Source organism: Acinetobacter sp. T63, from assembly GCF_053852345.1.
This window is the reverse complement of record NZ_CM132659.1, coordinates 2010425-2027948: the sequence shown is the minus strand read 5'-3', so window position 1 is coordinate 2027948 and position 17524 is coordinate 2010425. Positions and strand designations below refer to the sequence as shown.

The following is a 17524-nucleotide window of genomic DNA, read 5'->3' as shown; positions in this document are numbered from 1 at the left end:
CATTCTCTCAAGAAAGTTGGTCTCCGACAAACCCGGTACGGTTCAGTTTGGCTTTAGAAATCGCTCTGAGCTTATTTCTACGTTTGTACTTTTGATTTAGGTAGTCTGATTCACTTGAGATCAATTTACCTAAACCATTGCCATATACTTCACCATCAGAATCCACAAAGGCTTCTGAATAACCTTTATCAACACCTACGGTTTCCTGACCACAATCCTGTGTTTCAACTGCATCATAAGTTGAGTGAACTTCAACATTACCGTTTTTTAGAATGATTCTAAGTGTGCCTTGTGGCGCAAAATCAACAGTGGTGTTTAGTGGAATTTTAATGGTTTGTCGAGGGACTAGACTCGGCACTTTAAGCCAACATTGACCATTTAACTCAAAAGTTTTACACATATCCGCACGAACAATAATTTGATTATGTGTGTGATTAACACCATGCTTAAAGTGATTACGCATTTGACGATGGAGGAAATTATCAGTCATCCATTCATCTTTTTTAAGCAAGGTGTATAGTCTTTTTTGTTCATTATTACAGGAGGTGCGTTTTCGGATCGCCTGCTTTACTTTGTCTTTTGATGCTTCTCGATAGGCTTTAATATCACCTATGCAATCACGTAGCGTTTCTTTCCACGCATTTGCAGAAACACCAAAGTCACGACTTTCTTTCATCCACGCATCACGAATAGCTCTGTCACTGATATTCAAACCTGAAATAGCACCATATTTAGCCCACACCTCGCTACGAATACGACCAAGTAAAACAGCTTGTTTCTCAAGCTGTTTGTACTTTTGCACATTCAAGTTTTTACAATGGTGGATGCGTGTTAGTTTCAAAAGTTATTCCTTGATGTTCACTAATTCTTTAACTTTTTCTTTGTATTTTCTTAATCCGTAAAGTCGAGAGGAAAAACAATGAATAATCGCTAACAAGTCTTGTGTTACTTCTTCCGTTGGGGAAAGAGATTCTTGATTCATAATAATAACTTTACAACCATGTCTTTCAGCAAAAGATTCAAACCACTCAAAACCAAAACGCACCAAACGGTCTTTGTGAGCGATGACAAGCATTGAAACTTTACCCATTTCAATATCAAGAAAAAGCTGATTGAATTTCTTTCTTTTATAATTCAAACCACTTCCAACCTCTGACACCCAATCATCAACAGCATAGCCATTTACAGTACAAAAAGTTTCTAAAGCTGACACCTGATTAGCTAAATCGGGCTTTTGAGCAACACTAGATACCCTTGAATAAACAATTACTGATGATTTAGCTTCCGTTGCTTTTATACCGATATATTCAAGGTATTGATCGTGCGTGTAGTATCTGCGATTTTTAGGATTTCGACATGCAACCAAAATACCTTCGGCATCCCATCTTTGTAGAGTTTTAACCGACTTCCCAATCATTTCACCGAATTTAGCAGGAGAATACATTATTTAATCTCCGTTAGTTTCTTAAAGTCCTCCAATGTGTAGTTTTTAAATATTTTATCCTGATAGATGTATTCACCATTATGATCAACAGCGCATATAGGACATGAGTATTGTTCACTCTCATCTCCAAGATAGCCATATTTTACCAAAATGCTGTCGCACACTTCATAAAGCTCAAAATCTTCACGATGATCAACCCATTCACCAAAAATCATTTCACGAATATTGTCGCCATATTTTTTATATTTCTCAGGCACTTCCAATTTGTATTGCTCAGCTAATTCATCTAGTTTTTTAGCACAAGCATCTCCAAAAATCTCTCCAAGTTTTTCCGAGTATTCTTCACAGCCCATCCCATGACCTGAAATGTGAGTACATACCGACACACCTGTATTTGCATTAATAAATTCTGCATAGGTGGGGCATTTATCGGAGAGCGATTGATTTGTTTTTTCAGGGTGCGAAGAACAATCATAGCCTAAATCTACTATATCGGTTTCATAGAAATCATTCTTTGACCACTCACCATAGACCCATGATGCAAATTCCTTAATAAACCCATCTTTATTTTCAGGGGATACAAAATAAGCAAGGTCTTGCTCTACTTTCTTTAAGCTTTCAGTCAAGTATTTCATTGCAAGTTTTTTTAAAATTTAATACCTAAATTGTATATGTTTGACTATATTTGTCAATATAATTATTTTCTATAAATCACTCTTGAATAAAATGCGGATCGGCCAGGTATAAATAGGCTTCGACCAGAAATTTATGCAACAAGCTGGCATGCAGTTTGGGAAAATAATTGATCAGCCGGGCAAAATCACGCAGTGCAATATCCCGGCTTAAAGCACTAAGCCATTTCAGTTTCTGGTTAAAGTTAAGTGCATCATAGACTTGCAGATGCGGAATATTGCAATCGCCGGGGCGATGTTCTTCCACCACTGTGGTCGGTTTTTGAATTTTGACTGGATGCAGCAGTGGAAAATGCGGCCAGTGCTGCGGCATCAGGGTGCTGGCATTTAAAGTGTTTTGCAGATGATGTTTGGAGAGCAAATCGCCATAAAACGGCATACAGATGGCCTGTTTTAAATCGGCAAAAAATGGGACTGCTGGCTGCGTTTTAAACCCTGCTCCAGTATTGATAACCACAGTCGACGCAGTGAATCGGCAGTCTGGTGTTACTGATTCATCCCATGAATGCAAATAATATTCATTGTAGGGCCAGCATGTGAATAAGAATGGCTTTATTTAACAGTATAGATAAAAAAAGAGCGGCCGGGGCCGCTCTTTACTGCAAATCCTGATCAGATTTTTTTATGATAAAAACGGTAATAGCTGATATAGCAGGCTGCAATAAAGATTAAACAGCCAAAGAAACTGATGCGCATGGATGGATCAAATACCATACTCAAACAGGTAATCAGACAGAATACAAAGCCCAGAATTGGCACAATCGGGAACAATGGTGCGGCAAAGCCCAGCTCTTTCACGCTACGACCCTGTTTATACCATTCACGGCGGAAGTTGAAATGACTTAAGCAGATACTCATCCAGACCACCACCATGGTAAAGGCCGCAATACCGAGCAGGTTGGTAAAAATCAGCTCAGGTGCAAACTGCTCAGACAGCAAGCCTGGCATTGCGCCCAGCATGGTGACCATCACTGCCACATAAGGAATACCACGCGAGTTGACCTTGGAGAAAACCTGCGGCAACTGCTTCTGATACGACAATGACCACATCATCCGCGATGCTGCAAACAAACCTGAGTTGGCGGCAGACAGTAAGGCGGTAATGATCACGAAGCGGATAATATCTTCTGCGTATGGAATCCCGATGTGCTGGAACACGGTCACAAATGGACTGCTACTCACGCCCTCAGCGGCCAGACCGGCTTCCTGATGCGGCAATAACGCAGTCACCACCAGAATGGTTCCGACAAAGAAAATCAGCAGGCGGAAAATCGCGGTGTTGATGGCTTTTGGAACGTTTTTGGCCGGGTCTTTGGTTTCACCAGCGGCCACACCAATCAGTTCGGTGCCAGAGAAGGCAAAGTTCACAATCAGCATGGTGGTGAAAATCGGGAATAAACCTTCCGGGAACCAGCCCTGTGCGGTTAAATTGCTAAACAGCGGCGCAGATTCATAGCCCTGATAGCCGATCACGCCGAAAATGGCCAGCAGACCGAGCAGAATAAAGGCCACCACGGTCACGACTTTGACCAGTGCCAGCCAGAATTCCGATTCAGCAAACCAGCGGCTAGACACCATATTTAAGGTAAAGACAAATACCCCAAAAATAATGGTCCATAACCACATCGAGATGTGCGGGAACCACTCCTGCATCAGTAGGGCGGCTGCGGTAAATTCAGTCCCCAGGGTGATTGACCAGGTTAGCCAGTACAGCCAGGTGACGGTATAGCCTGTTCCGGGTCCAATATAACGTTTGGCATAAGCACCAAAAGAACCGGATTCAGGCATATGGACAGCCAGTTCGCCCAAACACAGCATAACCATGTAAGCGATCACGCCGCCCAGAAAATAAGCAAGAATGGCACCTACAGGCCCCGTTTGTGCAATGACTTCACCCGAACCTAAAAATAAACCGGTTCCGATTGCACCACCAAGTGAAATCATAACCAGATGTCGAGTACTCATAGCGCGTTTTAAAGGCGCAGAATTGCCCTGATGCGTAGCATCATTCGGAGAATGAGATGTCTGCATAAGAGTAGGAGAATAAAAGAATAGAGAAGCAGGCTATTGTAGAGAAAAACTACAAATCTGCAATCAATAATCAAAACAATTGGGTTAGAAGTAATCGTCTGGCGCGATTTAGATGGCGTCCCTACGGGGATTCGAACCCCGGTTACCGCCGTGAAAGGGCGATGTCCTAGGCCTCTAGACGATAGGGACGTTGCGAGGTGAGGGCTATATTAGGGATTTGCCCCAAAGATGTCAATTTGATGACGGGAATAATTCCATGATTTGGATTTATTTGTCTAAAAAGTATCTGTTTAGGCTGTTGGAAAATTTATCGTTTGATGATGGCCGCCTGGTTTTTAATAAGCACTTCAATCTGCACCGGATTTTAACCCATGAGCATCTGCACGACCCACCGCACCGGAGATAAAAAAGACCACGTTTAGTGGTCCGGGGTTTGGTACTCAGGTGCTTGTGGTTGCGGCGCGGCCTGTTCAGCCGGTGCGGGCGCTTGCGGTGCTTTGCTATCACGCGACACAATGTACAGATAAAGCACCGAAGGCAGCAAAATAATCAGGACCAGAAAAATCTTTTTTAACATTGTCTTATAAAAAAAGCATGGGAAATTACTGCAATTATAGCGGATGCACAGTCTAAAAGTGCAAGCCTGTGCATATTTCCACGCTAGAATTTAAAGGTCACATCGGCAATAAACTGCCGGCCAATGTCGGGCTGGGCGCTGCCGCTGCTGTCAATAAAGCTGTTGGCGCGGTTGGTGACATTGTTAATAGTCAGACCCAAAATGGTTTGAGTATTTTTAAAAGATGGAATCCGGTAGCTGGCTTTTAAGTCCCAATAAAACTTGTTCTGGGTGGTGTACGGCGTATAGGCATCATGCTGCACGCCCTGTGCGTCGGTATAGCCTTTGGCCTCACGTTTTAGGGCATCAACTTTACCCTGATAACTCAGGAAATGGCTGAGCGTTAGCGGCAGGCGGTCAAACTGCATCTCCCAGTTCAGACGCACGGTCCACGGCACATGAAACTCATGGGCAGGGCGATCCTCGGCATCAATCAGTTGCCCCTTATAATAGACTTGCGGGGTGGCGGTCAGAATATCGGTACTGTCGTAATGATCAAAATTGCGCGTGGTTTCGGTATAGTCTGCATTCAGGGCCAGACGATGTTGTGCGCCTAAAAATGCCAGTGGCGCCAGATTACGGATGGAAAGCGAATAAATATCGGATGCAGAGCGCCCGCGATTGTCATAGCTATAACTCAGATCTTCCAGATTCATTTTGGTTTTACGTAACTGGTCCTGATTGTCACGGTTGACCCATTTCAGGCTGAATGCGGTATTGTTCAGTTTGGAACTCAGGCCAAGTACGGTTTCATCGCTATACGGGGTTTTTAGCTCGGAACGATAGGTGAAACTGGTGTTTCCTGCGGTTTTGGGTGTCCAGCCTTGTTCCAGCTGCGCGCGTGTATATTTTTGCTCAAACTGGTCAATCCGGTCATTCAGTTCATTCACAAACGCATTTAGCCCGTAATAGCGGTTCCAGCCACCCAAAAGGATCAGGCGTTCATTGCCCAAAGGACGGATTTCTAGTGCAGTTCTGGGGGCAACATTGTTCTGTTTATGGATGGAGTCATAGTCATTCCGGAAGCCCAGGGTCGCGGTCAGATAGTGATTCCAGTGAATCTGGTCTTCAATAAAGGCATGCCAGCGATCCTGACGGATATCCAGTTGACCGGCATAATAGCTGGTTTTGCTACTTAAATACTGGCCCTGATATTTACCATCCAGACTCGGTGCAGTATCACAGGCATCATAACTTGTACCATTATCAGACTGGCAGTCGGCACCGTTTAAATTTAAAGGCGTAGCATATACGTGGGCAGTTTCAGGACGTTGCCAGTAGGCTTTATAATGGCCATAGCCGGCCCCGATTTTAAACTGATGCCGTAAAGATGCGGTTTCAATCGGCTCAAACAGGGCTTTAATGGTGTATTCCAGCCGGCTTTCTTGCTGGTTTAAGGCGCCCATATGACCTTCAAAGCTATATTTGTCCTTGCCCCAGTTTTTGCTGCTCGAGTTGAGCCAGCTATAGTGATTCTGGGCAGCCTGACGTCCCGCTTGCTGGCGTTGATAGTTCAGCTGCTGGGTCAGCAAGACACTGTCGAGCTGGTTGTTCAGATTAAAATACAGGTTCTGGCTGTTCGAGTGCTGGGTCGATTCAGAATCACGGATATTGGATTTAAAATACAGTCCATCATTTTCCAAAAAGCTCGCACCCAGCTTAAACGAAGTACGTTCAGAGGGATCATAAAATAATTCCACACCGGCATTGCGGGCCTGACGCTGCTGTTCAAATTGCCCTGATTCGGCAAAATCTGTTTTTAAGGGAATGGCTGAATGCCGGTATGAAGCAAAGGCATTAAAACCCCATTGTTCACTGAGCCGGCCATAATTGTTCAGGCTGATGCCCTGTTTGGTGAAGTAGGGCTGTGCCGATTCATCGCTCGAATCTTCAAAAGCATCACGGCTGTCCTGAGAGGGGAAATTGACTTTTGACCAGGCATCCGAGGTGTAGTCATAACTGAGCGAACCGTGAATTTTACCAATTTCGGTTTGCGGAGCGCAGGTTTCGGCAGAAATCACGCCACCGGTAAATTCTCCATATTCCGCCCCGATATTACTGTCTAACACGGTCAGTTTGCACAGCAGGTCGGTATTGATGGCAGCGGCCTGTGAATTGCCCATCAGCTGGTTAGGATGATTGGATTGCTGTGCGCCCACCGGATTAATCGTATTGTTGATGGAGAGGCCATTGATCAGAATCTTGTTATCGTAAGCCAATCCGCCATTAATACTGATATCGGCCGCGTTCAGTTCACCTTGCTGCAAGCTGCTGCGAAAGCGGTGACCGAGCTGCACGTTCGGATTCACCTTTAAAAATTCGGTGATGTTCTTGCTGCTATTCGGGCTTTTCTTTAAATCTTCCTGATTATAGACCGTTTTTCCCAGCGCATTTTCATCTTTGGCCTCGACCACAATGGTCGACAGTTTGAGCGAGGGAGAGAGGGTGATAGGTTCTGATTCTTGAATCTGTTCAGCAAAACTAAGGGAGCTGAAGCTGCTTAAAATGGCCACAGACAAGCTGGAATAGGCAAAACGCATGAGATGTGTTTTTTGTAAAAGATAATGCAAGCGATTATCATTAACTTGATGGGCTTAATCAATAGAAATGAGAATTATTTGCAATAATAGCTTAAATAAACAACAGTGCTGTGCAAAGAAGAATAAATAAAAGAGGAGGAGGAGAGAAATGTAGATGGCGTCCCTACGGGGATTCGAACCCCGGTTACCGCCGTGAAAGGGCGATGTCCTAGGCCTCTAGACGATAGGGACGTTTAGAAGATGGCGGTATCTTATTGATCCGCCACCAAGGTGTCAAGTAGATGCGGGGTGAGTTTGTTTAAAATATAACAGAACAGTTCCGCGGTCTTTTGTGTGTCGTACAGGGCAGAGTGCGCTTCTTTGCCATCAAATTCAATGCCGGCCTGAATACAGGATTTGGCCAGTACCGTTTGACCGAACATCACTGCGCTTAAGGTTACGGTATCGAGTACGGAAAAGCTATGAAACGGATTCTGGTTTTTGGTACTGGTACGGGCAATGGCCGCCTGTAAAAAGCCCAGATCAAAATGCGCATTGTGGCCGACCAGCACTGCATGAGTACAGTTTTGCTGGCGACGCACTTCATTCACGGATTTAAAAATACGTTTCAGCGCCGTTTTTTCATCTTCAGCCATGGCCATACGCATCGGGTTGAACGGATCAATCCCGATAAAGTCGAGTGAACGACGGTCCAGATTGGCCCCTTCAAACGGATTAATATGCGCATGATAGGCCTGACCCGGAACAAAATGGCCTTCCGCATTAAACACAATCGGAATGGCGGCTATTTCAAGTAAGGCATCGGTTTGCGAATTAAAACCTGCTGTTTCGACATCGACCACAACAGGTAAGAATCCACGGAAACGCTGACCAATTAAAGGTAGAGTTTCGTCTGTCACACTTTTCTCCATTGGATGGTTTGACCGGCATATAGCGGAACAATTTGTTCACCATCCAAATAGTCTAAACTTGCAGGAATCACTTGGTCTTCTTTAACCAGGGTAATCGTACCAGTATTACGCGGCAAACCATAGAAGTCTGCGCCAAAGTGGCTGGCAAAACCTTCTAGGCGGTCCAGTTTACCGACCTGGTCAAAGGCTTGCGCATACAGCTCAATGGCGGTTGGTGCGCTATAGCAGCCGGCACAGCCGCAGGCATTTTCTTTGGCATTTTTAGAATGCGGCGCGCTGTCGGTTCCGAGGAAGAATTTCGGATTGCCACTGGTCGCCACTTCCAGCAAAGTCTGCTGATGGGTTTGACGTTTTAAAATAGGCAGGCAGTAGAAGTGTGGTTTAACCCCACCAACCAGCATGTCATTGCGGTTAAACAGCAAATGTTGCGGAGTAATGGTAGCGGCCACGTTGCGGTCCTGCTCCAGAACAAAGTGCGCTGCTTCGCTGGTGGTGATGTGTTCTAGCACCAGTTTCAGTTTCGGGAACTGTTTTAATAAAGGTGCCAACACTTCATCGAGGAAGCGTTTTTCACGGTCAAAAATATCGACATGCTGATGGGTTACTTCGCCGTGTAACAGCAGCGGCACCTGATGTTCTTCTAACTGTTCAATCACCGCATAGACTTTACGGATGTCGCTGACCCCATTGTCCGAGTTGGTGGTTGCACCGGCCGGATACAGCTTGATGGCATTGACATGCTCGGAGTCTTTAATTTTTTTCACTTCGGCTGGCGAAGTCTGATCGGTGAAATACAGTACCATGCGCGGATCAAACGCCACGCCTTCTGGCACATGCGCCATAATGCGTTCACGATAGCTGATCGCTTCTTCCACGGTTTTTACAGGCGGGACAAGATTCGGCATACAGATCGCACGTGCAAACTGTTTGGCAAGATCTGGAACTGTACGTTTTAATGCTAAACCGTCACGTAAGTGAGCATGCCAGTCATCTGGCTGTAAAAGAGTAATCGTATTCAAGGTGATGCCGATCGAAAAATAAATGGAATGATAATCTATAAACCTGACAATGATAACGTCAAATCTAGACAAAAGATGCCTTATATTGAATTAATTTTTATCATTTTGTGTTATTTTTGAGCGACTATAAAAATTATATTTTATGTCAATGGAATACAAATATAAGCTTGTCCAATTGCAATACGACAAGGAAAAAATAGAGGCACTGATTACCCGGCAACGACGCAGCGCGGGTCAGGTGTTTCCGAAACAGCTGGAACAGGAATTCTGGCAGCAGTATTTGGAGCGGGCCCGGCATAATATTAACCAGTATTTCTGGTCGGGGGTGCTGGTCTATTTTATTCTGACCATGCTGGTCATTCCCGGGGATTACTGGATTATCCAGCCGCAACATTTCTGGCATGATTTTATCCGCTGTCTGCTCGGGCTACTCAATGGTGGCCTGTGTCTGCTGACGCTGTTTTTCTTTGCCCATTATAAAATCCTGCGGCGCTATTTTGCCTATGCCGCCATGGCGCTGGTGTTCTGGGCCATCCTGTCGATGACCTGGCTCACCATGACCGTGTATACCGAAGCACTGAAATATCAGGCCATGATGATCATCTGTATCATTTACATCATGGGCTATGTGCTGACCGGGGTAAAACCATTTCATATGCTGCTGACCGGATTAATGGCGGCAGTCATGACCATGGTCATGCTGTTTACCTTTTACATTCCAATTGATGTGATGGTGATGGCGCGGGTGCTCATCGGCAGCGTAGTGATGGGTTTTTTAATGAGTAAAATGCTGTGTACCCGAGAGCGGATGATCTTTCTGGTGATGCAGCAGGCGAAACTCGGCGAGAAAATTAACCGGATTAACAGTGAAGAATTGCTGCATTTAAGCCAGCATGATGCACTGACCAAAGTGTCGAACCGGCGCAACTTTGATGAAATGCTGAACAGCTATTATGAGCAGGCGCGGCATGATGAACGGCCCTTGTCCTTGCTATTTATTGATGTCGATTTCTTTAAGCTGTTTAATGATTTTTATGGCCATCAAAAAGGTGATGAAGTCATTTCATCAGTGGCCAAATCCATTAAAGACGCGATCCGGCATATGGATTTTGTGGCGCGCTATGGTGGCGAAGAATTTGTGGTGTTGCTGCCTGAAACCGATGCGCATGGTGCTTATGCGGTGGCGTCAAATATTTTTAGGGCAATTGAACGGCTGGCCATTCCGCATGAAAAATCCAGTGTATCCGATATTATTACCATCAGCCTGGGTTTTACCGTGTATAAAGGCGAGCTCGAGATTTCCAAGGATGATCTGATTAGCCGTGCCGACCAGGCGCTGTACCGGGCGAAAAAACTCGGCCGGAACCAGATTTATTATCAGACCGCGCAGGTCAGCGATATTCTGCAAGGTTTAGAATAAATCCCAAACAGCAAGTACAAAAAAACCGCCCCGAAGGCGGTTTTTTCATAGAGACAACTTATTTCTTGTCTTTTAATTGTGGAACAGCAGAACCTGTACCCACGGCCAGTAAACCAGCACCGGTATAAATGCCAAGTTTTTGACGGGTATCGGTAATGTCCAGGTTACGCATGGTTAACTGACCAATACGATCCATTGGCGTGAACATTGAATCACCTTTTTCCATGGTCAAACGCTCAGCTTCATAGGTGAGGTTTTCAGATTCAGTGTTCATAATCGTGTAGTCATTACCACGACGCAGTTCTAAAGTCACTGTACCAGTAATGGCTTTTGCAACCCAACGCTGTGCAGTTTCACGCAGCATCAGTGCTTGAGAATCGAACCAGCGGCCTTGATACAGTAAACGGCCTAAACGTAAACCGTTAATACGGTATTGTTCGATGGTGTCTTCGTTATGAATACCTGTCACTAAACGCTCGTAAGCGATGTGCAGCAGCGCCATACCCGGAGCCTCGTAAATACCACGAGATTTCGCTTCAATGATACGGTTTTCGATCTGATCCGACATCCCCAGACCGTGACGGCCACCAATGCGGTTGGCTTCCAGAATGAACTCTACCGGATCTTCGATACGACGGCCATTCAGTGCAACCGGGAAACCTTCTTCAAAGGTAATTGAAACTTCTTCAGGTGCAATTTCAACGTCATCTTTCCAGAACGCAACGCCCATGATTGGCTCAACAATCTTGATACCGGCATTCAGGTATTCCAGATCTTTGGCTTCGTGCGTTGCACCCAGCATGTTCGAGTCAGTCGAGTAGGCTTTTTCTTTTGACATTTTATAGTCGAAGCCGTTGTCGATCAGGAACTGTGACATTTCTGCACGGCCGCCTAGCTCATCAATAAAGGTCTGGTCTAACCACGGCTTGTAAATTTTGAGCGCCGGGTTGGTCAGTAAGCCGTAACGGTAGAAACGCTCGATGTCGTTACCTTTATAGGTTGAACCATCACCCCAGATGTTCACGTCATCTTCTTTCATCGCTGTAACCAGCATGGTACCAGTAACTGCACGGCCTAGTGGTGTGGTGTTGAAGTAAGGCACACCACCTGTTGAAATGTGGAACGCGCCACACTGAATTGCAGCAATACCTTCAAGTGCAAGCTGTAAACGGCAGTCGATTAAGCGTGCTTTTACTGCGCCATAGGCTTCTGCTTTCTTCGGAATAGCATCGTAATCATCTTCATCTGGCTGACCCAAGTTTGCTGTGTAGGCATAAGGTTCAGCGCCTTTTTGTTTCATCCACAATAAAGCAGCAGAAGTATCTAGACCACCAGAGAAGGCGATACCCACTTTTTTGCCTACTGGTACGCTTTGCAAGATCGTTGCATTATCAGTCATTGCGAGTCCTAACTTATGAATATAGGCAACCAAAATGGTGGCCAAGGAGAATTCGAAAATGGCGCTATTGTAGCACTTTTCCGAAACGATGTTTTCTGAAAAATTTGCTTTCTGAAAAAAGTTAGACTTTTTTCATCGGTTTCAGTTTATTTTCGGCCACAGCAGCCCATTCCTGGCTTGAGTATGATAGAACAATTCATAACCCTAGAGAGGAAATGCCGATGCAGCCCAATGTCACACCGCCCCCATTGATCCCCAACAATAACCGCAATGAAACCCTGGCGCTGGTTCATGGTATTTATGCCGGTTTACTCAGTTTTAGTGCGGTGGTGTTCCTGTATCTGGAATATCAGCAGCGCAGTATTGCCACAGTCAATTTAGTGATTGTGATGGCCTTGATGCTGCTGTTGATTTATCTGAATATCAGCGCCTGTTTAAAAGTGAAACGGGGCAATGGTGAAGGACGCACACTGTCGCGTATTTTGGCCGTGCTAATGTTATTAAGCTTTCCAATTGGCACGGTGCTCGGTGCAATTGCGCTATGGAAAAGCAGCAGCAAGCAGTGGCAGAACTGACATTGGCAGTTTGTCATGATAATTTTTTGAAAATGCCATAAACAAATAATAAAAAATCGCTACAGTATTATGCAACAAGTTGCAAAGCCAGCGTACAGGAATACATGATGACAACAAGCTATGCACATCTGCTCAGTCCATTACATTTAGGTTTTACTACCCTGAAAAACCGGGTGGTGATGGGGTCCATGCATACCGGTCTGGAAGACCGTTTTTATAATTATCCGAAACTGGCGGCCTATTTTGGTGAGCGTGCCAAAGGCGGCGTTGGCCTGATTATTACGGGCGGGATTTCCCCGAACCGTCAGGGCTGGTTATTACCGGCCGGCGGCACCATGAATACCTTGGGGGATATTGCACCGCATCGACTGGTGACACATGCGGTACATAAGCATGGCGCCAAAATCCTGTTGCAGATTCTGCATGCCGGCCGTTATGGCTATCAGCCTTTTGTGGTGTCGGCTAGCCCGATTAAATCGCCAATTTCACCATTTAAACCGCGCCAACTCAGCGATAAACAGATTTTAAACACCATTCAGGACTATGTGAAAACCGCCAGTCTGGCCAAAAAAGCCGGTTATGATGGCGTGGAAATCATGGGTTCTGAAGGCTATTTGCTAAACCAGTTTTTAAGCCGTCATGTCAATCAGCGCAATGACCGTTGGGGTGGCCCGATTGAAAACCGAATGCGCTTTGCTGTGGAAATTGTCAAAGCCATTCGTGCAGAAATTGGCGATAAGTTTATTATCTGTTTCCGTCTGTCGATGCTGGATCTGGTACATGATGGCAACACTATGGATGAAGTCATCACGGTAGCCAAAGCTTTGGAACAGGCCGGTGTGACTTTACTGAATACCGGTATTGGCTGGCATGAAGCGCGTATTCCGACCATTGTGACTTCGGTGCCGCGCGCGGCGTTTGTCGATTACACTGCAGCCGTGAAACAGCAAGTGTCGATTCCGGTGATTGCTTCTAACCGGATTAATATGCCAGATACGGCCGAAGAAATTCTGGCAGCGGGCAAAGCCGACATGATTCAGATGGCGCGTCCTTTACTGGCCGATGCTTTCTGGGTCAATAAAACAGCCACCAACCGGGTCGATGAAATCAATACCTGTATTGCCTGTAATCAGGCCTGTCTGGATCATACCTTTAAAAACCAGCGCGCGACCTGTCTGGTCAATCCGCGTGCAGGTTATGAAACCGAACTGGTCTATGTTAAAACCAAACAGCCAAAACGAATTGCCGTGGTGGGCGGTGGAGTCGCTGGTATGTCTGCTGCAACGGTGGCTGCAGGCCGTGGTCATCAGGTGACATTATTTGAAGCTAATGCCGATGTCGGCGGGCAGTTTAATCTGGCCAAAGTGATTCCGGGCAAAGAAGAATTCCACGAAACCATCCGCTATTTTAAGGTGCAGCTGGAAAAAACTGGCGTAGATGTACGTCTGAATACCAAAGTTAACCGCGAGCAGCTGGAACGTGAAGGTTTTGAGGAGGTGATTGTTGCCACTGGTGTGGTGCCACGTACACTCAATATTCCGGGCAGCGATTTACCCCAAGTTCTGTCTTATGCCGAAGTGCTGAATGGCGCGCCTGTCGGTCATAAAGTGGCGGTAATTGGCGCTGGCGGCATTGGCTTTGATGTGTCCGAGTTTTTATTAAAACCGGAGCAGCAGCCACAGCCGCAACCTGTGGAGGACTGGAAACGCGAGTGGGGCGTCGATTTAAATCCACACTATGTATCTGAAGGCGGTATGCAGGCACCGGAAATTCATCCCCCTGTGCGTGAAATTTATTTGTTGCAGCGTAAAACCACGCCATTGGGTGCCGGCTTAGGTAAAACCACCGGCTGGGTGCATCGTGCACAACTGAAAAAGCACGGCGTACGCATGTTACGCGGGGTGCAATATAAAGCCATTGGTGATGAAGGCTTATGGGTAGAAATGGATGGCCATGACCAGTTATTGCGAGTCGATACCGTGGTGGTCTGTGCCGGGCAGGAATCGGTCAAAGAGATTATGCCGGAAAATGGCCAGCAGACCTTGGCGCAGTATCACATTATTGGCGGGGCAAAACTGGCGGCGGAACTGGATGCCAAGCGCGCCATTCGCGAAGGTGCTGAATTGGCCGCCAAACTTTAAACATTTGATGAAACAATATTCATTTGAGTCACTTGAATGTAATTTTTACTTGTCAGATGGAAAAAAGCTTCGTATTATGGCGCACATGGAAGCGTGGCAGAGCGGTTTAATGCACCGGTCTTGAAAACCGACGAGGGTGTGAGTCCTCCGTGAGTTCGAATCTCACCGCTTCCGCCAAATTCAAAAAGCCCTGACAATGTCAGGGCTTTTTTTATGCATATTGATTCTGGTTGGATTAATCAATATCTTCGTTTGCGGTATTTCGGCAGATAAATTTCCAGATGTTGAGCACGTCAAACATTATTAAACTATAGACTGCCCAGTGACATAACCACCATTCATCCCCCGCATTGCATCCTTTACACTTAAAAGAAGAAAGACAACACAGGGCGGTATGATGAAATTCGATCCTCAATTGCTGCAGCAGAAATATGAACAATGGCGTAACTTGATGGAGCAGCTGGAGCAGACCCAGCAGCAATTACAGCAAGCAGAGCAGCTCTGGTCACAGTTGCAGGAATATTATCAGAGTGAACAGTGGCTGCAGGATGTAGAGCAGGATCTAAAAATTAAGTGTGGCGAAGGGCATTATTCTATTTTGGGTCAAGATACCTTGTGGAACGGCCTGGATGAGCGTAAACAGCTGGCTTTGCAACTGATGCGACTCAGTTTAAAAATACTGGAAAGCTAATTTTATTTTTAAAGCCGCCCTATCAAGGGATTTACGTAGTGTATCCAAATAGTCTATTGCCATTAAAAGCAAAAAACGTTGCAAACTGACTCCTGAGCTAAAGCTTTACAATCAAGAAATTAATAAAAGAAGAATTGGCATTGAGCATGTATTTGGTAGTTTAAAAACCTTCAAAATCCTTACCGAGCGATATCGCAACCGAGGTAAAAGACTTGGTTTGAGATTCAATTTAATTGCGGGAATCTATAATATGGAACTGAGTAAAAAATGACTTATGAAAGAATTCTAATATATTAGTCATAATTTAGCTGCAATTTGTTTAATGGCAATATATTAATTAAAAAATCTATTTGATAGAAAATGATTTGAAAGAAAAATAGAATAGAGTTGAGTATTTGGATAATTATATACATGATCATTAAATAAATCATGATTTAAATAGAATGTTATATCAATGATAACCAGTAACGCTGATCAATCAATGCCTTGAACAATTCAAACTAAGGGATTATTCCATTTGGCTAGATGTGATGAAATCATTTGAATCTATTGGAAAAGTCTTAGAAGATAAGGTAAAGAAGAGCTTAAAAATGGTTGACACATTTGGGGGAATTGGAAAGAATTATGAAATCCATCAAACTTTTACAGCCATCGCATACTTTTATGGAATTTACGGGCTTAAATACCGGGGATGTCTTGAATCATTTATCTACTCATTTTGTCACGTATGAACAAGTGTAAAGTGTTTGCAAAACAGATTGGTGGAGATGCTGCAAAGATTCTTTTCACCGCATTGTGTTTGAGTTCCCTTGCCCAGGCTGCAGAGCTGCAAACGATTTTAAAAATGGCTTTACAGCAAGATCCGCTAATCATTGAGGCACAAGCCAATGAGCAGGCCGCTATCAGTAAAGTCAAAGAATCGCAGGCCTTGCATTATCCTGTTCTGGCTGTCACGGCCAATCAGATCCTTGGTCAATCTCATGAAAACCGTGTTGATTACACCAGTGAAGATTTGACTCCGGGATTGCGAGGAACTTTAAACTTGTACTCGTTTGGAGCAATTCGTGCCCAGGTCGAGCGAGATAAAAATAAATCTGTTTACTATCAGCAAAAAACGGGTGAAACAGCAGAAGAACTGGGTTACACCATTGGCAGTGAATATATTAAAGCCTTGCGTGCCCAGGAATCTTTAGCGGTACAAAACCGCAGTTTGGAGCGCCATAATAAATTTACCCGCGATATTGGCATTATTGTGCAATATGACCAGGGACGCCGTTCTGAACTTATTCAAGCCAAAGCACGACAAATGCAGGTCGAGCATATGATTAGTGGTTTGCAGCGTGAGCTTGGTTTTGCTTTAAGCAATTTAAAAAAATATACCCCGAATATTAATCCCGAAGGTTTAAGTGATCCTTTTGCCCATTTTAGTGTGACAGATGTGGTGGAGCGTTATAGCCTGAGCGATAGCAGTCAACATCCTTCATTTCAGGCACAACAAGCGGAATTAGACAGTCTTCGCTCAGAACATAAATATCGTCAAACTAAACGCTACCCAAGTATTAATCTGGAAGGTAATGTCACCACTGAAGACCGAGAGATCTATTTGAGTATGGCTTGGGATGTGTTTAATCAGGGCGCCAAATATTCAGTAGAGCAGGGTGGGCAGTCGATTGTGGCTGCACAGGCACGATTAGGACAAATTCAACGTGATATTGAAGAGCGTGCCCGCACTGCAGAAATTGATATGTTTCAAAGCAAGCAAAAAATGGACATTAGCCGGCAACAAATTGCAGCATCACGTGATGTAGTCGTGGCCAATGAAAAACAATTTAAGATTGCACGTAAAACCTTGGTTGATGTTTTAAATGCTTATAATGAACTGTCGGCGGTAGAAATGGCCTATGTGACGGCACAAAATGATTTCCGTATGGCTGCTTTGGCGTATTTACGTGCGCAAGGCAAAATTTCAAGCTGGACGATGGCTGCACCTCATTCAAACTGGAAGGCACAGCCTTAATTTTAATCCCACTCTTGTCACAGCAGAA

At 45.0% G+C, this 17524-nt stretch carries 16 protein-coding genes and 3 tRNA genes; 7 read left to right on the top strand and 12 right to left on the bottom strand.

The features are described from left to right. Positions 1-7: 7 nt before the first annotated feature. The 11 genes from ACVLR6_RS09755 to pyrC form a co-directional block, all read right to left on the bottom strand. A complete protein-coding gene (locus ACVLR6_RS09755) occupies positions 8-841 on the bottom strand; it encodes a hypothetical protein (RefSeq protein WP_455995098.1) in 834 nt (277 codons plus the stop codon). A gap of 3 nt (positions 842-844) precedes the next feature. Then, positions 845-1444, bottom strand: a complete 600-nt coding sequence (locus ACVLR6_RS09750; protein ID WP_016659757.1) for an IS607 family transposase — start codon at positions 1442-1444, stop codon at positions 845-847. Further along, complete coding sequence (locus tag ACVLR6_RS09745; RefSeq protein WP_160242963.1) at positions 1444-2079, bottom strand: hypothetical protein; 636 nt, start codon at positions 2077-2079, stop codon at positions 1444-1446. The genes ACVLR6_RS09750 and ACVLR6_RS09745 overlap by 1 nt, the downstream gene beginning before the upstream one ends. A 76-nt stretch (positions 2080-2155) precedes the next feature. Continuing rightward, positions 2156-2593: a hypothetical protein gene (locus ACVLR6_RS09740; protein WP_216075269.1), complete on the bottom strand. Its 438-nt coding sequence runs from the start codon at positions 2591-2593 to the stop codon at positions 2156-2158. Positions 2594-2748: 155 nt separating this feature from the next. Beyond that, on the bottom strand, positions 2749-4167 hold the full coding sequence (locus ACVLR6_RS09735) for an amino acid permease (RefSeq protein ID WP_455995097.1): 1419 nt from the start codon (positions 4165-4167) through the stop codon (positions 2749-2751). A gap of 113 nt (positions 4168-4280) precedes the next feature. Next, positions 4281-4356 (bottom strand) — tRNA-Glu (locus ACVLR6_RS09730). A gap of 229 nt (positions 4357-4585) precedes the next feature. Then, positions 4586-4744 carry a hypothetical protein gene (locus ACVLR6_RS09725; protein WP_168382599.1) on the bottom strand — a complete coding sequence of 53 codons (159 nt, stop codon included), beginning with the start codon at positions 4742-4744 and terminating at the stop codon, positions 4586-4588. 83 nt (positions 4745-4827) lie between these two features. Then, complete coding sequence (locus ACVLR6_RS09720; RefSeq protein WP_455995096.1) at positions 4828-7323, bottom strand: TonB-dependent receptor plug domain-containing protein; 2496 nt, start codon at positions 7321-7323, stop codon at positions 4828-4830. Positions 7324-7478: 155 nt separating this feature from the next. Beyond that, a tRNA-Glu gene (locus ACVLR6_RS09715) sits at positions 7479-7554 on the bottom strand. A gap of 20 nt (positions 7555-7574) precedes the next feature. After that, positions 7575-8234, bottom strand: a complete 660-nt coding sequence (gene rnt / locus ACVLR6_RS09710; protein ID WP_075167718.1) for a ribonuclease T — start codon at positions 8232-8234, stop codon at positions 7575-7577. Continuing rightward, positions 8219-9253 carry a dihydroorotase gene (gene pyrC / locus ACVLR6_RS09705; protein WP_034597856.1) on the bottom strand — a complete coding sequence of 345 codons (1035 nt, stop codon included), beginning with the start codon at positions 9251-9253 and terminating at the stop codon, positions 8219-8221. The genes rnt and pyrC overlap by 16 nt, the downstream gene beginning before the upstream one ends. 148 nt (positions 9254-9401) lie before the next feature. Between pyrC and ACVLR6_RS09700 the strand changes: the two genes are divergently transcribed. Then, positions 9402-10673 carry a GGDEF domain-containing protein gene (locus ACVLR6_RS09700; protein ID WP_168398808.1) on the top strand — a complete coding sequence of 424 codons (1272 nt, stop codon included), beginning with the start codon at positions 9402-9404 and terminating at the stop codon, positions 10671-10673. A 58-nt stretch (positions 10674-10731) separates the two neighbouring features. Here the strand turns inward: ACVLR6_RS09700 and argG are convergent, their stop codons facing one another. Further along, positions 10732-12072, bottom strand: a complete 1341-nt coding sequence (argG, locus tag ACVLR6_RS09695; protein WP_005179184.1) for an argininosuccinate synthase — start codon at positions 12070-12072, stop codon at positions 10732-10734. Positions 12073-12293: 221 nt separating this feature from the next. Between argG and ACVLR6_RS09690 the strand changes: the two genes are divergently transcribed. The 6 genes from ACVLR6_RS09690 to ACVLR6_RS09665 all read left to right on the top strand — a co-directional run bounded on the left by ACVLR6_RS09690 (position 12294) and on the right by ACVLR6_RS09665 (position 17496). Then, complete coding sequence (locus tag ACVLR6_RS09690) at positions 12294-12647, top strand: hypothetical protein (RefSeq protein ID WP_455995095.1); 354 nt, start codon at positions 12294-12296, stop codon at positions 12645-12647. Between the two features lie 104 nt (positions 12648-12751). Next, entirely contained in the window at positions 12752-14788 is a 2037-nt protein-coding gene (locus ACVLR6_RS09685) for an NADPH-dependent 2,4-dienoyl-CoA reductase (RefSeq protein WP_171503178.1), read from the top strand. A gap of 87 nt (positions 14789-14875) precedes the next feature. Then, positions 14876-14965 (top strand) — tRNA-Ser (locus ACVLR6_RS09680). A gap of 220 nt (positions 14966-15185) precedes the next feature. Beyond that, positions 15186-15479: a DUF4298 domain-containing protein gene (locus tag ACVLR6_RS09675; RefSeq protein ID WP_228151496.1), complete on the top strand. Its 294-nt coding sequence runs from the start codon at positions 15186-15188 to the stop codon at positions 15477-15479. 55 nt (positions 15480-15534) lie between these two features. Beyond that, positions 15535-15750 (top strand): transposase family protein, encoded by a 216-nt coding sequence (locus ACVLR6_RS09670; RefSeq protein WP_455996174.1) that lies wholly within the window; start codon positions 15535-15537, stop codon positions 15748-15750. A gap of 528 nt (positions 15751-16278) precedes the next feature. Then, positions 16279-17496 carry a TolC family protein gene (locus tag ACVLR6_RS09665; RefSeq protein WP_455995094.1) on the top strand — a complete coding sequence of 406 codons (1218 nt, stop codon included), beginning with the start codon at positions 16279-16281 and terminating at the stop codon, positions 17494-17496. The last annotated feature ends 28 nt before the right edge of the window (positions 17497-17524 follow it).

Excerpts from the sequence above, each read along its gene's own strand:
- ACVLR6_RS09735 (WP_455995097.1), bottom strand. The coding sequence starts at position 4,167 with ATGCAGACATCTCATTCTCCGAATGATGCTACGCATCAGGGCAATTCT.
- ACVLR6_RS09750 (WP_016659757.1), bottom strand. The coding sequence starts at position 1,444 with ATGTATTCTCCTGCTAAATTCGGTGAAATGATTGGGAAGTCGGTTAAA.
- rnt (WP_075167718.1), bottom strand. The coding sequence starts at position 8,234 with ATGGAGAAAAGTGTGACAGACGAAACTCTACCTTTAATTGGTCAGCGT.
- ACVLR6_RS09720 (WP_455995096.1), bottom strand. The coding sequence starts at position 7,323 with ATGCGTTTTGCCTATTCCAGCTTGTCTGTGGCCATTTTAAGCAGCTTC.
- ACVLR6_RS09690 (WP_455995095.1), top strand. The coding sequence starts at position 12,294 with ATGCAGCCCAATGTCACACCGCCCCCATTGATCCCCAACAATAACCGC.
- ACVLR6_RS09700 (WP_168398808.1), top strand. The coding sequence starts at position 9,402 with ATGGAATACAAATATAAGCTTGTCCAATTGCAATACGACAAGGAAAAA.
- ACVLR6_RS09745 (WP_160242963.1), bottom strand. The coding sequence starts at position 2,079 with ATGAAATACTTGACTGAAAGCTTAAAGAAAGTAGAGCAAGACCTTGCT.
- ACVLR6_RS09685 (WP_171503178.1), top strand. The coding sequence starts at position 12,752 with ATGATGACAACAAGCTATGCACATCTGCTCAGTCCATTACATTTAGGT.
- ACVLR6_RS09725 (WP_168382599.1), bottom strand. The coding sequence starts at position 4,744 with ATGTTAAAAAAGATTTTTCTGGTCCTGATTATTTTGCTGCCTTCGGTG.
- ACVLR6_RS09675 (WP_228151496.1), top strand. The coding sequence starts at position 15,186 with ATGAAATTCGATCCTCAATTGCTGCAGCAGAAATATGAACAATGGCGT.
- argG (WP_005179184.1), bottom strand. The coding sequence starts at position 12,072 with ATGACTGATAATGCAACGATCTTGCAAAGCGTACCAGTAGGCAAAAAA.